The sequence below is a fragment of the Prevotella sp. P4-98 genome (genome assembly GCF_002251405.1).
Taxonomy (GTDB): Bacteria; Bacteroidota; Bacteroidia; order Bacteroidales; family Bacteroidaceae; genus Prevotella.
On the sequence record NZ_NPJC01000060.1, the window covers coordinates 45821 to 62004 of the forward strand.

Here is a 16184-nt window from a genome sequence, read left to right on the forward strand (position 1 = left end):
ACGGTATGTCCACTTCGTATATACGGTTGTTAGAGGCTTCCACTCTGATGGCTTATATAACAAAATTAAAATAATTACAAACAGAAATGGCTAAAGAAGTTGCTGGATTAATCAAATTACAGATTAAAGGTGGCGCTGCGAATCCTTCTCCCCCCGTAGGTCCTGCTTTGGGTTCTAAGGGTATTAATATCATGGGATTCTGCAAAGAGTTCAACGCCAGAACCCAGGATAAGGCTGGTAAGGTTTTGCCAGTTGTTATCACTTACTATGCAGACAAGTCATTTAGCTTCGTGATCAAGACTCCTCCCGCTGCTATCCAGCTCTTGGAGGCTGCCAAGATCAAGGGAGGTTCTGCTCAGCCTAACCGTAAGAAGGTTGCTGCTGTTACTTGGGAACAGGTACGCGCAATCGCTGAGGACAAGATGAGCGACTTGAACTGTTTTACCATTGAGTCAGCTATGAAGCTGATCGCTGGTACAGCAAGAAGTATGGGTATCACTGTAAAAGGGGACTTCCCTGGTAAATAACAAATAACTTCAATTTGAACAATGAGTAAACTGACAAAAAATCAAAAGTTGGTAGCTGGTAAGGTTGAAGCAGGGAAGGCATACTCTTTGAAAGAGGCCGCAGAGCTGGTGAAGGAAATTACCACCACTAAGTTCGAGGCATCTCTCGATATCGACGTACGCTTGGGCGTAGATCCTCGTAAAGCCAATCAGATGGTTCGTGGCGTTGTTTCGCTGCCGAACGGTACTGGTAAGGTGACACGAGTTCTGGCTCTCTGTACTCCCGATCAGGAAGCTGCCGCTAAGGAAGCTGGAGCTGACTACGTTGGTCTTGATGAGTATATCAACAAGATCAAAGCTGGTTGGACTGATGTTGATGTTATCATCACAATGCCTTCTTGCATGGGTAAACTTGGTCCTCTCGGCCGTATCCTCGGCCCACGTGGATTGATGCCTAACCCAAAGAGTGGTACTGTGACTATGGACGTTGCTAAGGCAGTTAAGGAAGTTAAGCAGGGTAAGATCGACTTTAAGGTTGACAAGGCAGGTATCGTGCACACGTCAATCGGTAAGGTTACATTCACTGCTGATCAAATTTTCGAGAACGCAAAAGAGTTCATTCAGACTATCATTAAGTTGAAGCCTGCTGCTGCCAAGGGTACATACATTAAGAGTATCTTTATCTCAAGCACTATGAGTGCAGGTATTAAGGTAGATCCTAAATCAGTTGAATAACTCGTAAAAGTTTAGTAAAATGAAAAAGGAAGTAAAAGATACTATTATTGTAGAACTCGGAGAATACCTCAAAAAGTATCCTCATTTCTATCTCGTTGACGTAACTGGACTGAACGCTGAAAAAACAAGCGATCTTCGTCGCAAGTGCTTCAAGAGCGAGATTAAAATGGTGGTTGTGAAGAATAAGTTGCTTCACAAGGCTTTCGAGGCTTCTGAGATTGATTTCGAACCATTGTATGGTTGCTTGAAAGGAAATACTGCGCTCCTCTTCTGTGAGACTGCTAATGTTCCTGCAAAGTTGCTGAAAGAGTACAAGAAGGAAGGTATTCCTGCTTTCAAGGCTGCATACGCTGAAGAAGGTTTCTTCGTAGGTGCAGACAAACTCGAAGAACTGGTTTCTATCAAGAGCAAGAACGAACTTATCGCCGATGTTATGGCTTTGCTGCAGTCACCTATCAAGACTGTCGTATCTGGTCTCAACGCTGGTGGTAAAATCCATGGCCTGCTAGACGCTATCGCTGAGCGTAATAAATAAGCGAAACGTATAACAAATAACATTTAAAAACATTAAAAAATTAGAATAAAATGGCAGATATTAAAGCTATTGCTGAAGAGTTGGTAAACCTCTCAGTTAAAGAAGTACAAGAGTTGGCAACTGTCCTGAAGGACGAGTATGGAATTGAGCCCGCCGCTGCAGCTGTTGCAGTTGCTGCTGGTCCCGCCGCTGCAGGTGGTGCTGAGGCTGCTGAAGAGAAGACTTCTTTCGACGTAGTTCTGAAAGAAGTAGGCGCTAACAAGCTCCAGGTTGTTAAGGCTGTTAAGGAAGCTTGTGGTCTCGGTCTGAAGGAAGCTAAGGATCTCGTTGACGGTGCTCCTGCTACTCTGAAAGAGGGCATGGCAAAGGACGAGGCTGAGAACCTGAAGAAGACTATCGAAGGTGCAGGTGCCGTAGTTGAGCTGAAATAATTTAGCACAACAATAAAGAATTGGTTAAGGACTTCCCAGTCGGAGGTTCTTAACCTTTTTGTGTCTTACAAGTAAAGTTCTAGAAATTTCTAGAACACTCTATATTTCTAGAACATCACACATTATAATATATGGCTTCAAAAGTAGTAAACAACAGAGTAAACTTTGGCAGCGTCAAGAATCCGTTACCATATCCGGATTTCCTCGATGTGCAATTAAAGTCATTCAAAGATTTCCTGCAGCTGGATACTCCACCTGAGGAACGCAAGAATGACGGTTTGTATAAGGTGTTTTCAGAGAACTTCCCTATCACCGACACACGTAATAATTTCGTTCTTGAGTTCCTGGATTACTATATTGATCCCCCGCGTTATACCATCGACGAATGTCTGGAACGTGGATTGACATATAGCGTACCCTTGAAAGCTAAACTGAAACTTTATTGTACAGACCCCGATCATGAGGATTTCAGTACTGTGATTCAGGACGTATTCCTTGGTCCTATTCCCTATATGACCGATAATGGTACGTTTGTTATCAATGGCGCTGAGCGCGTAGTAGTTTCGCAGTTGCACCGTTCTCCTGGTGTGTTCTTCGGACAGAGCGTTCATGCCAATGGTACTTTGCTTTATAGTGCCCGTATCATTCCGTTCAAGGGTTCTTGGATTGAGTTTGCTACTGATATTAATAGTGTGATGTATGCTTACATCGACCGTAAGAAGAAATTGCCTGTTACTACCTTGCTGCGTGCAATCGGTTTCGAGAATGATAAGGACATCCTTGAGATTTTCGACCTGGCTGAAGAGGTGAAGGTTAACAAAACTTCTCTGAAGAAGGTTATCGGTCGTAAGCTTGCAGCTCGTGTGTTGAAGAGCTGGAACGAGGACTTTGTTGATGAAGATACAGGTGAAGTAGTATCTATCGAGCGTAACGAAGTGATGATGGAGCGTGAGACCGAAATCACAGAAGATAACGTTGCTGAGATTCTTGAGTGTGGTGCACAGACCATTCTCGTTCATAAAAATGAGAATCAGGCTCAGGATTTCTCTATCATCTTCAATACTTTGCAGAAGGACCCCAGTAACTCAGAAAAAGAAGCTATTCTGTATATTTATCGCCAGTTGCGTAATGCAGATCCTCAGGATGATGCATCTGCACGTGAGGTGATTCAGAACTTGTTCTTCTCAGACAAACGTTATGACTTGGGTGATGTGGGTCGTTACCGTATCAACAAGAAACTTGGTCTTGATACTGACATGTCTGTACGTGTACTGACTAAGGAGGATATTATCGAGATTATAAAGTATCTGATTCAGTTGATCAACTCAAAGGCTACTGTCGATGATATTGATCACCTCTCAAACCGTCGTGTTCGCACTGTTGGTGAGCAGTTGGGCAATCAGTTCTCTGTAGGTCTTGCTCGTATGAGTCGTACTATTCGTGAGCGTATGAATGTTCGTGACAATGAGGTGTTCACTCCTATAGATTTGATCAATGCCAAGACTATTTCGAGTGTCATCAACTCGTTCTTTGGTACTAACCCATTGTCGCAGTTCATGGACCAGACTAACCCATTGGCAGAGGTAACCCACAAACGTCGTCTTTCTGCCCTTGGTCCTGGTGGTCTGTCTCGTGAGCGTGCTGGATTCGAGGTACGTGACGTACACTATACTCACTATGGTCGTCTATGTCCTATCGAAAGTCCTGAAGGACCTAACATCGGACTTATTTCTTCATTGTGTGTATATGCTAAGATTAATGAGCTTGGCTTCATCGAAACTCCATATCGTAAGGTAGAAAATGGTGTGGCCAACCTCAAAAATGATGAAATACTATATCTGACTGCTGAGGAAGAAGAAAACCACGTAATCGGTCAAGGTAATGCACCGCTGAACGACGACGGAACATTCATTCGTGAAGTAGTGAAATGTCGTCAAGATGCGGACTTCCCTGTTGTTCCACCAACAGAAGTTGACTTGATTGACGTTTCTCCACAGCAGATTGCATCTATTGCGGCTTCGCTTATTCCTTTCTTGGAGCATGACGATGCTCACCGTGCACTGATGGGATCGAACATGATGCGTCAGGCCGTACCTTTGCTTCATAACGAGGCTCCTATCGTTGGTACTGGTATTGAGAAGCAGGTATGTGAGGACAGCCGCACCATGGTTACTGCAGAAGGCGAGGGTGTAATCGATTATGTTGATGCAACTACTATTCGTGTGCTCTATGATCGCACAGAGGATGAGGAGTTCGTTAGTTTCGAACCAGCCCTTAAGGAATACCGTATTCCGAAGTTCCGTCGTACCAACCAGAACATGACTATTGACCTTCGTCCTATTTGTGACAAGGGACAGCGTGTGAAGAAGGGCGACATCCTTACGGAAGGATATGCTACCGAGAACGGTGAACTGGCTCTTGGCCGCAACCTGCTCGTTGCCTATATGCCTTGGAAGGGTTACAACTATGAGGATGCAATCGTATTGAACGAGCGTATTGTTCGTGAGGACGTACTGACCTCTGTACACGTTGATGAATACTCTCTTGATGTACGCGAAACTAAGCGTGGTGCTGAAGAGTTCACTTCTGATATTCCCAATGTTAGTGAAGAAGCTACTAAGGATCTCGATGAGAATGGTATCATCCGTGTTGGTGCCCGTGTAGAACCAGGTGACATCTTGATTGGTAAGATTTCACCAAAGGGTGAGAGCGATCCTTCACCTGAAGAAAAATTGCTGCGTGCCATCTTCGGTGACAAGGCTGGTGATGTGAAAGACTCTTCACTGAAGGCTAATCCTTCATTGACAGGTGTTGTTATCGACAAGAAACTCTTTACCCGTGCTACTAAGACTCGTCAGGACAAACAGCAGGACAAGGTTAAGCTTGCAAAAATTGATGAAGAGCACAATGCCAAGATAGAAGATCTGAAGGATATTCTTGTAGAGAAACTTCTGGTATTGACAGATGGTAAAGTTTCACAAGGTGTGAAAGACTATACTGGTGCCGAAATCATTTCTAAGGGTAGTAAGTTTACTATGACCAACCTGAAGAACCTGGAGTATGGTGATGTACAGGTGAGCAACTGGACCGAGGATGATCACAACAACAAGATGATCGCTCAGTTGATTACCAACTTTATGAAGAAGTTCAAACTCCTTGATGCAGAGATGAAGCGTAAGAAGTTTGCCATTACCATCGGTGATGAACTGCCTTCAGGAATCCTGCAGATGGGTAAGGTATATGTTGCCAAGAAACGTAAGATTGGTGTCGGTGATAAACTCGCCGGACGTCACGGTAACAAGGGTATTGTGTCTAAGGTAGTTCGCCAGGAAGATATGCCGTTCTTGGAGGATGGTCGTCCAGTTGACTTGGTACTTAACCCACTGGGTGTGCCTTCTCGTATGAACCTTGGACAGATTTTTGAGGCTATCCTTGGTGCAGCAGGTAAACGTCTCGGTGTGAAGTTTGCTACTCCAATCTTCGATGGTGCAAAACTTGACGACCTCGCAGAATGGACCGATAAAGCAGGTCTGCCACGCCTCTGCTCAACACATCTGTATGATGGTGAGACCGGTGAGCGATTTGACCAGCCTGCTACTATCGGTATCACATACTTCCTCAAACTCGGCCACATGGTAGAAGACAAGATGCACGCCCGTTCTATCGGTCCGTACAGTCTCATCACTCAGCAACCTCTTGGAGGTAAGGCACAGTTCGGTGGTCAGCGTTTTGGAGAAATGGAGGTCTGGGCATTGGAAGCCTTCGGAGCCAGTCATGTGCTTCAGGAGATCCTTACCATCAAGTCAGACGACGTGGTTGGACGCAGCAAGGCCTACGAGGCTATTGTCAAGGGCGATCCCATGCCAACTCCCGACATCCCCGAATCACTCAATGTATTGTTGCATGAGTTGAAGGGTCTTGGTCTAAGTATCAAGATGGATTAATCTGTGAGTTAACGAACAAAGAACAAAGTATATTAAGTATTGAAATATGGCTTTCAAGAAAGAATCAAAGATAAAGAGTAATTTTACCAAGATTACCATCGGTCTGGCTTCACCAGAGGAGATCCTTGAGAACTCCTGCGGTGAGGTGACCAAGCCTGAGACCATCAACTATCGCACCTATAAGCCTGAGCGCGACGGTCTGTTCTGCGAGCGCATCTTCGGTCCTACAAAGGACTATGAGTGTGCCTGCGGTAAGTATAAGCGCATTCGCTATAAGGGTATTGTTTGTGACCGATGCGGAGTAGAGGTGACTGAGAAGAAGGTTCGCCGTGAACGTGCTGGTCATATCGAGTTGGTAGTTCCGGTTGCCCATATTTGGTATTTCCGCAGCTTGCCTAATAAGATTGGTTATCTGTTGGGGTTGCCTACAAAGAAACTCGACTCTATCATCTACTACGAGCGATATGTTGTCATCCAGCCTGGTGTTATGGCTGGCCGTCAGGATGCAGAAGGAAATGCAGCAGTAGGTTCGAATATGTACGACCTGCTCACAGAAGATGAGTATAACGATATCATCGAGAACCAGATTTCTATCGAGAACGACTATCTCGATGATAGCGATCCCAATAAGTTTATTGCCAAGATGGGTGCAGAGGCTATCTATGACCTTCTCGTCCGTCTTGACCTCGACTCTCTGTCGTATGAACTGCGTGACCGTGCCAACAGCGACTCGTCTATGCAGCGCAAGAATGAGGCTTTGAAGCGTCTGCAGGTTGTTGAAGCTTTCCGCAATAGTGTAGAGAAGGGCATCAACCGTCCTGAGTGGATGATAATGAAAATTATCCCTGTAACTCCTCCTGAGTTGCGTCCACTCGTTCCACTGGATGGTGGTCGTTTCGCTACTTCCGACCTCAACGACCTCTATCGTCGTGTCATCATTCGTAACAATCGTTTGAAGCGACTGATGGAAATTAAGGCTCCTGAGGTTATTCTGCGCAATGAGAAGCGTATGTTGCAGGAGGCTGTTGACTCTCTCTTCGACAACAGTCGTAAGTCTTCAGCTGTGAAGAGTGAGAGCAATCGTCCGCTCAAGTCTCTTAGCGATTCGCTGAAAGGTAAGCAAGGACGTTTCCGTCAGAACTTGCTCGGTAAACGTGTTGACTATTCTGCGCGTTCTGTAATCGTAGTAGGTCCTGAATTGAAGATGGGTGAGTGTGGTCTTCCTAAGTTGATGGCTGCCGAGCTCTATAAGCCATTCATCATCCGCAAGCTCATTGAGCGTGGAATTGTAAAGACTGTGAAGTCTGCCAAGAAGATTGTTGACCGTCGTGAACCGGTAATTTGGGATATCCTTGAGAATGTAATGAAAGGACATCCTGTGTTGCTCAACCGTGCGCCAACACTTCACCGTCTCGGTATTCAGGCCTTCCAACCCAAACTGATTGAGGGTAAGGCTATTCAGCTTCACCCATTGGCATGTACTGCATTTAACGCCGACTTTGATGGTGACCAGATGGCTGTCCATCTCCCATTGAGCAATGAGGCCGTGCTTGAAGCACAGATTCTGATGCTTCAGAGCCACAATATCCTGAACCCTGCCAATGGAGCTCCTATCACCGTACCTTCACAGGATATGGTGCTCGGTCTTTATTATATTTCTAAGATCCGTCCAGGTGCCAAGGGTGAAGGCTTGACTTTCTATGGTCCAGAAGAGGCTATCATTGCATACAACGAAGGTCGTTGTGACCTCCACGCTCAAGTGAAGGTTATGGTTGATGACCGTATTGATGGCAAACCTGTCCGCCATTTGGTGGAGACTTCTGTTGGTCGTGTTATCGTAAACGGTATCATTCCTGAAGAGGTTGGCTTTGTCAACAAGATCGTGTCTAAGAAGTCACTTCGCGATATCATTGCTGATGTGATTAAGAATGTAGGTTTTGCTGAAGCCTGTGAGTTCCTTGATGGTATCAAGAACCTTGGTTATCGTATGGCTTATGAGGCAGGACTTTCGTTCAACCTTGACGATATCATTATTCCGGAATCTAAGAAGGACCTTGTAGCTAAGGGTAATGAGGAAATCCGTCAAATTACCGAGAACTATAACATGGGTTTCATTACCGACAACGAACGTTATAATCAGGTAATTGATACCTGGACACATATCAATAACGACCTTGGCAATGTGCTGATGAAGGAAATGACAGAGGCCGACCAGGGTTTCAATGCCGTATTCATGATGCTCGACTCTGGAGCCCGTGGTAGTAAAGACCAGATTCGTCAGCTTTCAGGTATGCGTGGTCTGATGGCCAAACCGCAGAAAGCTGGTGCTGAGGGTGCACAGATTATTGAGAACCCAATTCTGTCGAACTTTAAGGAAGGTATGTCAGTGCTGGAGTACTTCATCTCTACCCATGGTGCACGTAAGGGTCTTGCCGATACCGCTATGAAAACAGCCGACGCCGGTTATCTGACACGTCGTCTGGTTGACGTTTCCCATGATGTGATCATCAATGAGGAAGACTGTGGTACACTGCGCGGACTCGTTTGCACTGCATTGAAGAATGGTGATGAAGTCATTTCAACTCTCTATGAGCGCATTATCGGTCGTGTATCTGTTCATGATATTATTCATCCTTCAACCGGAGAACTTATCGTTGCTGCCGGTGAGGAAATAACTGAGCCAATTGCACAGGCTATTGAAGATTCGCCCATTGAGAGTGTTGAAATCCGTTCTGTGCTTACTTGTGAGTCGAAGCATGGTGTCTGCATGAAGTGTTACGGACGCAACCTTGCCACTCGTCGTATGGTACAGAAGGGTGAGGCTGTCGGTGTGATTGCTGCTCAGGCTATTGGTGAACCAGGTACACAGCTTACTCTTCGTACGTTCCACGCCGGCGGTGTGGCTGCCAATGCTGCTGCCAATGCCAGCATCGTGGTGAAAAATGACTCTCGTATCGAATTTGAGGAAGTACGTACCGTACCATTTGATGAAGATGGTCGCGAATGTGAGATGGTTGTCAGCCGTCTGGGTGAAGTACGTTTCGTAGATCCCAATACCAATATCGTTCTTTCTTCGATGAACGTACCTTACGGTTCTTCTCTCTATTTCAAGCATGGAGCTTTGGTTAAGAAGGGCGACAAACTTGCACAGTGGGATCCGTTTAACGCCGTCATCGTTTCTGAATACGCAGGAACCTTGAAGTTCCACGATGTAATTGAAGGTATTACTTACCGTGCCGAGACCGACGAAACCACAGGTCTTACTGAAAAGATTGTCACCGAGTCGAAAGACAAGTCTAAGGTACCTACCTGTGATATTATTGACGCTAACGGTGAGGTTGCTGGAACATACAACTTCCCTGTGGGTGGTCACGTAGTAGTTGAAGATGGTCAGACTATTAAAACTGGTGAGACCCTCGTTAAGATTCCTCGTGCAGCTGCCAAGGGTGGTGACATTACCGGTGGTCTGCCTCGAGTAACAGAGTTGTTCGAGGCACGTAACCCAAGTAACCCTGCCATTGTATCTGAAATTGATGGTGAGGTAACCATGGGTAAGGTGAAGCGCGGTAACCGTGAAATCATCGTTACATCAAAGACTGGTGAGCAGCGCAAGTATCTCGTATCGTTGTCTAAGCAGATTCTGGTACAGGAACACGATGCCGTACGTGCAGGAACTCCGCTGTCAGATGGTGTTATTACTCCAGCAGACATCCTTGCTATCAAGGGTCCCACGGCTGTACAGGAATATATCGTGAATGAAGTACAGGATGTGTATCGTCTGCAGGGTGTGAAGATTAACGATAAGCACTTCGAGATTATCGTACGCCAGATGATGCGTAAGGTACAGATCAACGATCCAGGCGATACCTCATTCCTTGAGCAGGAGATTGTTGATAAACTCGACTTTGCAGAAGAGAACGATCGTATCTGGGGCAAGAAAGTTGTTGTAGATGCTGGTGACTCAGAGAACCTTCAGAAAGGTCAAATTGTTACCGCACGCAAACTGCGCGACGAGAACTCAATGCTGAAGCGTCGCGACCTTAAATTGGTTCAGGTACGTGATGCTGTTGCTGCTACCTCTACCCAGATTCTGCAGGGTATCACCCGTGCCGCTCTTCAGACCAAGTCGTTCATGTCGGCTGCATCGTTCCAGGAAACCACTAAGGTGCTCAACGAAGCTGCTATCCGTGGTAAGGTTGATTACCTTGAGGGCATGAAGGAGAATGTGATTACTGGTCACTTGATTCCAGCCGGAACTGGTCTTCGCGAATTTGAAAAGATTATCGTAGGCTCGAAAGAAGAGTATGAGCGCATGCAAGCTAATAAGAAAAATGTGCTTGACTTTGCCAACGAACCTGCAATGGACGAGAAATAATTCTCGCTCCTGACTAATATATCAAAGTGCTGCTATTGTCTGAAAGGACGGTAGCAGCGTTTTTTTTGTATGTTATTTCTATATAGGCATGTTATTTCTATATAGGCATCATGCTTAGTTGGATTTGGCTTCTCTGCAAAGTTCCTTTCAATTTGGTCCTGTCGATAGTATTGTTATCCCTTCGGATCATTCCTGGGTATTGAGTAAACTATTAAGAACGCATACATGATGCCTACTATAAATACTTGAATTATTCCTTTGTTATTAGCACGATTATTCGTAAATTCGCACATGAAAACTAATTCATGAAATGTTAAAAGTATAAATGAATTGAATATGGAGAATATGTTAAACTTGTGCCGAGAACGTTTCTCGGTTCGTAAATTTACTTCCGAGACAGTATCTCATGAGGATTTAGAATATGTGATGGAATGTGTGCGTATGGCCCCATCTGCTGTCAATAAACAGCCTTGGCATTGGATCGCGGTGAGGAGCGACGAAGGCAAAAGCAAGTTGCAGGAGTGTTATGATCGTGAATGGTTCAAGACTGCTCCGATGTATATTATCGGCATGAAGAATGTTGAGGAAAACTGGGTTCGCAAGTATGATGGTAAACCACATGGTGACGTTGATGTGGCCATTGCTGCAGAGCATTTATGTCTGGCTGCTACAGAGCGTGGACTTGGTACATGTTGGGTGTGCAATTATGATACAGATAAGATGCAACAATATTTTGGTCGTGACGGTTTTGAAGTTGTGGTGGTAGTTCCTATAGGACATGTTGCTCCTGACTGTCCGAAAGCGGAGAAAAAGCGCAAGCCATTAACGGATATTATGGATGTGATATAAAAATATCTGGTTTATCCGGGAAATGGAGTAATCAAATCAATATAGAACAAAACAAAACTGCTGAACATTTTTTGTATATTTGAACAACCACAAACGAATATATGATAATGGACAGCAGTTTTCTTTTGTCATGCATGAGCTTTATAGTCTTGAACGTATAAAAAGACTTGTATAGTAGGTAGCCTCATATCAATCCAGAATTTGAGTTTTCGGAAATAAATCGAACATCGAACACTTGTCATGCCGTAATCTGTTGTATGATAGCGGTTTTAGATGGTGTTCGGCGTTCGTATTTTGAGGGTTTCCGAACACCAATCGAACACCAACGAACACCCGCAAAACCTTCATGTCAACATTCCTATCATCTAAATGCAAGTTAATCAAAAGCGCGCTTTTATTATAAATAAGGTATAGCCCGATATTTTGCCAAAGCATTTCAATATTAGGCAAAAGTATTGCCCAACGTTTGGCAAGAGTGTTTTCAACGTTTGTTAAAGGTATTATCCAATGTTTGGCAAGAGTGTTTTCAACGTTTGATAAAGGTGTTATCCAACGTTTGATAAAGGTGTTATCCAACGTTTGATAAAGGTGTTATCCAACGTTTGATAAAGGTGTTATCCAACGTTTGATAAAGGTGTTATCCAACGTTTGATAAAAGTGTTATCCAACGTTTGGCAAGGTGTTGATAAATATCAAGCCGTTCATCATCAAGCAGGAACAACCAATTTCTCCAGAGATGTGATGGCTTACCAACAGATGATAGAATGGTGGTCGATAATGCCGTTATAAGATTTTCGACCACCCACTTAATCGTATATCTTACAATGTGTTATCCCATATCGGTGGTCGATGGTCGATTATTTGCTACGTCGCGTGTGCGTGCATACGTGTGTACGCACGCATACCTTATTATATGGATGTTATACCAAATATCATTTCATGGATGTATAATTTGTGGATAAAGAAAATAATGTATCACCTTGCATCCGGAAACGCTTATGTATTGGTGAAATGAGAAGAAATCAAAGAAAAAGTAGAATTTAACTCTTATTATTTTTATATGAAACAAAAATTAAACTGTTGCAAATTTGTTGGTATGCTCTTGGCTTTTACCGCCATCTCCTGCTCTGAGAGCGATGGGTTGCAGAACAACGGTATGTCTGACAAGAAGATTTGCTTTACTGCTATGTTGCAGAAAGGATGGAACGGAGGTGAAAAAACTCGTGGGGCTGTGTCTGAGTCGGCAGCACTTGCCCAAGAGCAGATGGTGCTAGAGGCAGAAGGCCAACTCGACACCCTCTCTATCGCATGCTATTGAAACTGACAATGAAGAATTGAGGGGGGGATAATTACCCTCCCCTGTACACAAACCCGTTGCGCATTAAATGATGCCGCTGAGGTAGGGAATTTCGGCGTGAGTGCCGTTTACACCAAAGGTTCTACTATTTCTTCCTTATATCATGATCAGCAAGTCACCAAGAGCGGTAACAACTGGTTTACCGCAGGCAACGAGATGTGGCCTACCGAAGGATCTCTGTCGTTTTATGCTTATGCACTTTATCAGCGTGCCGCCTTGTCTTATATATCTACAGCTGCTGATTTCGCCAAGAATAAAGTCATCCGCTACGTGGCAGATACGGATATAGACCATCACCCCGATTTTATTGTAGCCAAAAACGAAGCTATTGCTTATAACATTTCTACTGCCAGCAAACTTGTGGTGCTTGCTTTCAGCCATACCCTTACTGCCCTTACCTTTGCCGTAGATGCAGAAATGATATCAGGAAAGGTGAAACGTATCACTATAAAAGGAGTGAATGGACAGAGTGACTATGATTTTGCTCCCATTCTCGTTAGGTTTGAACGGTTCCTCGTCGTGTATTCGAAAGTTTCTCGTTCGACTCTCGATCCTCTTTCGTTCGGTCTTCGACATATCCTCGTTCGGTTCTCGATCGGTCTTCGATAGACTAACGAATGACGAATGAGAAGCAATCGTGTGTTAAGCGAAAAAGCATGGTTCTTCTGTTGTATCCAGTTGGGGGCGTTGGAAGTGATGCCTGTTAATATAATTGCGTTGTTTTATATTGTACGATAAATGGCTTGTTGCAATGGTATCTTTTTGTTTTGGAAATCATCCTTAGGTACGGTTGCAAAGATACAACATCACAAAACCCAAATGTGCGTCCTTGTCCGTCTTTGAGATTGTTTTTAGGTTCTATTAACTTTTCTACGGATTTTTTATAAGTTCTGCACATTGAATAGCAAAACGCTTTTGATAAAAGATCAGTAGTCAATCAATAAGTTGCCATATCGTTTATTGATAACAATCCTTAATCGGTTGTCTGATGGTCTGTGAGTATCATTTGTCGCAGTTTGCAATCTTTAGTTCTTTATAATGCAATTCTGTTGGTGCAGGTATTGATGGCTTTATGGGAGTATATATAATGAAAATGGTCTTTTCTGCTTGACGTTAGAGATATTCCATCAATACGTCCCATACGGCGATGATGTGGCAGATGCTGCCAGCTAAGACGAAGAAGTGGAAAACGCTGTGCATATATCGTTTTTTGTTGAGCGAATAGAATACTGCACCGGTAATATAGGCTACTCCTTCAGCAATAATCCATGCCACAGCAGCAGTAGATACGGAGTCGATCAATGGCTTGAATGCCACAAGAACAGAAAGGCCCATGCCTACGAAACAAAATGTCTCAAGATTAGAATGCTCCTTGAGCTTGATGAAACTGATGGCGGTGCCGACTATGGCACAAAGCCACACAAAGGTGAACAGCGACCATCCCCAGTAGCCTTGGCTGCGTAGCGCAATAAGTGTAAGAGGGGAGTAGCTGCCTGCTATGTGCCAGTAGATGGCAGCGTGGTCCCATTTGCGCAACCGTTCTTTCCACTTTGAATGCCTGGGGAGTGCATGGTATGCTGTGGATGCCATATATGATCCTAACATGCCAAAGAGATAGAGACACACGCCGAGGCGTGCCCAAGGGTTGTCACCTTTGAATGCCATGACGAGAAACACAATGCCGAACGCCAAGCCTAATAGTATGCCGCCAGCGTGTGACCATGTGTTCCAAAGTTCTTCTTTATGTGTGTATCTTATAGCCATCGTTTGCAAAGATACGAAATATTTTTGGTTTATTAGGAAAATGAAGTGATAAAGTCTGAATAATAATATTTTGTTTCGTATATATTATATGGATCGCATGCTTCTATACGCGCGTACATTATATTATCGTGTATTCATTTGATAGAGTTTGAACTTACCTAAGGTTTATGTTGGACTTGCTTGGGACTTGCTTGGGACTTGCTTGGGACTTGCTTTGTACGTCTTCAGAAGTTTCGTGTGTAGAAAAGTAGTGACGACCCGAATGCATCCCGAATGCATACCGAAGCCCGATGACGCTTGTGCGAGAAAAGGCGGTAAGGATTTCCTTCTTGTGCGAGATTAGCAAGTGCGGCTTGCTTTACTTGGAATGATGTGAGGACTGTGTTGCTGTGGGCGGAAACAAATTTGTGGTTGAGTTGACAAAAGCTTGCTGATGAGTTATGATAATCCTCTCTTTCTCTGTTTTTATAGAACTTTCATCTGTTAAATATTGCAAAAACACTTATAAAATGTTAAATAATAAAAATGCAGGTGGTATTTGTCTCTTATATATTAGGTAGTTAGGCAAAAAGTTAGTACCTTTGCACCCCAAAAGCGCCTAATATCAATGGGGTAGCTATGTCAAGTTGAGTAATAACAAACAATATAATAAATTAAAAAACAAACAATTATGCCTACAATTTCACAATTGGTAAGAAAAGGCAGAAAGGTGCTCGTTGAGAAGAGCAAATCTCCCGCTTTGGATTCATGTCCTCAGCGTCGTGGAGTTTGCGTTCGTGTATATACAACGACTCCTAAGAAGCCTAATTCGGCTATGCGTAAGGTAGCCCGTGTACGTCTGACAAACCAGAAAGAGGTAAACTCTTACATTCCTGGAGAAGGACACAACTTGCAGGAGCACTCAATCGTTCTCGTTCGCGGTGGACGTGTGAAGGACCTTCCTGGTGTACGTTATCACATCGTTCGTGGTACTCTTGATACCGCAGGTGTTGCAAGCCGTACACAGCGTCGTTCTAAGTATGGTGCTAAGCGTCCTAAGGCCAAGAAATAATAGCCGGTGAGGGTTATTTGGCTCGAAAAATCAAAAGTAAAACGTTTTGCTGGAGAATTGTTATAGACAGGTTGAGTAAATGCTCATGTGAGAGCGTTGAAGAACAAGCAAGAACAGCCCCACGCAGACAACAAAACAAAAAAACAAAAAATGAGAAAAGCAAAACCAAAGAAGCGTGTGATCCTTCCAGATCCAGTCTTCAATGACAAAAAAGTGTCTAAGTTCGTTAACCATCTGATGTATGATGGTAAGAAATCAATCTCTTATGAGATTTTCTACAATGCTCTTGAAACCGTAAAGGGTAAGATGCAGAATGAAGAGAAATCTGCTCTTGAGATTTGGAAGCAGGCTCTCGACAACATCACTCCTCAGGTTGAGGTTAAGAGTCGTCGTATCGGTGGTGCAACCTTTCAGGTTCCTACTGAAATCCGTCCCGATCGCAAGGAGAGTATCTCTATGAAGAATATGATTTCTTTTGCACGCAAGCGTAGCGGTAAGTCAATGGCTGACAAGCTTGCTGCTGAGATTATGGACGCATTTAACAATCAGGGTGGTGCCTACAAGCGCAAGGAGGACATGCATCGCATGGCTGAGGCTAACCGTGCTTTTGCCCACTTCAGATTCTAATTATAATACA

At 44.1% G+C, this 16184-nt stretch carries 12 protein-coding genes; 11 read left to right on the forward strand and 1 reads right to left on the reverse strand.

Annotated elements, in window-relative coordinates; genetic code table 11:
* Positions 1–86 precede the first annotated feature (86 nt).
* The 9 genes from rplK to CIK96_RS09685 all read left to right on the forward strand — a co-directional run bounded on the left by rplK (position 87) and on the right by CIK96_RS09685 (position 13341).
* Complete coding sequence (gene rplK / locus CIK96_RS09640; protein ID WP_094391132.1) at positions 87–527, forward strand: 50S ribosomal protein L11; 441 nt, start codon at positions 87–89, stop codon at positions 525–527.
* A gap of 21 nt (positions 528–548) precedes the next feature.
* Positions 549–1241: a 50S ribosomal protein L1 gene (gene rplA, locus CIK96_RS09645; RefSeq protein ID WP_094391133.1), complete on the forward strand. Its 693-nt coding sequence runs from the start codon at positions 549–551 to the stop codon at positions 1239–1241.
* A 19-nt stretch (positions 1242–1260) separates the two neighbouring features.
* Positions 1261–1776, forward strand: a complete 516-nt coding sequence (gene rplJ / locus CIK96_RS09650) for a 50S ribosomal protein L10 (protein ID WP_094434378.1) — start codon at positions 1261–1263, stop codon at positions 1774–1776.
* A gap of 50 nt (positions 1777–1826) precedes the next feature.
* Positions 1827–2207, forward strand: a complete 381-nt coding sequence (rplL, locus tag CIK96_RS09655) for a 50S ribosomal protein L7/L12 (RefSeq protein ID WP_094391135.1) — start codon at positions 1827–1829, stop codon at positions 2205–2207.
* Positions 2208–2338: 131 nt separating this feature from the next.
* The gene (gene rpoB / locus CIK96_RS09660) at positions 2339–6151 is read left to right on the forward strand and encodes a DNA-directed RNA polymerase subunit beta (protein WP_094391136.1); all 3813 of its coding nucleotides are present in this window, start codon (positions 2339–2341) and stop codon (positions 6149–6151) included.
* Between the two features lie 46 nt (positions 6152–6197).
* Entirely contained in the window at positions 6198–10526 is a 4329-nt protein-coding gene (rpoC, locus tag CIK96_RS09665; protein ID WP_094391137.1) for a DNA-directed RNA polymerase subunit beta', read from the forward strand.
* Between the two features lie 336 nt (positions 10527–10862).
* Positions 10863–11375 carry a nitroreductase family protein gene (locus tag CIK96_RS09670; RefSeq protein WP_094391138.1) on the forward strand — a complete coding sequence of 171 codons (513 nt, stop codon included), beginning with the start codon at positions 10863–10865 and terminating at the stop codon, positions 11373–11375.
* 1060 nt (positions 11376–12435) lie between these two features.
* Entirely contained in the window at positions 12436–12693 is a 258-nt protein-coding gene (locus CIK96_RS09680) for a hypothetical protein (RefSeq protein ID WP_094391140.1), read from the forward strand.
* 30 nt (positions 12694–12723) lie between these two features.
* Complete coding sequence (locus CIK96_RS09685) at positions 12724–13341, forward strand: fimbrillin family protein (RefSeq protein WP_256387599.1); 618 nt, start codon at positions 12724–12726, stop codon at positions 13339–13341.
* Between the two features lie 504 nt (positions 13342–13845).
* Here the strand turns inward: CIK96_RS09685 and CIK96_RS09690 are convergent.
* Entirely contained in the window at positions 13846–14496 is a 651-nt protein-coding gene (locus tag CIK96_RS09690) for a hemolysin III family protein (protein ID WP_094391142.1), read from the reverse strand.
* Between the two features lie 670 nt (positions 14497–15166).
* On the opposite strand from CIK96_RS09690, the gene rpsL reads away from it, so the two are divergent.
* On the forward strand, positions 15167–15547 hold the full coding sequence (rpsL, locus tag CIK96_RS09695; RefSeq protein ID WP_094391143.1) for a 30S ribosomal protein S12: 381 nt from the start codon (positions 15167–15169) through the stop codon (positions 15545–15547).
* 150 nt (positions 15548–15697) lie between these two features.
* Positions 15698–16174 carry a 30S ribosomal protein S7 gene (gene rpsG, locus CIK96_RS09700; RefSeq protein WP_094391300.1) on the forward strand — a complete coding sequence of 159 codons (477 nt, stop codon included), beginning with the start codon at positions 15698–15700 and terminating at the stop codon, positions 16172–16174.
* The last annotated feature ends 10 nt before the right edge of the window (positions 16175–16184 follow it).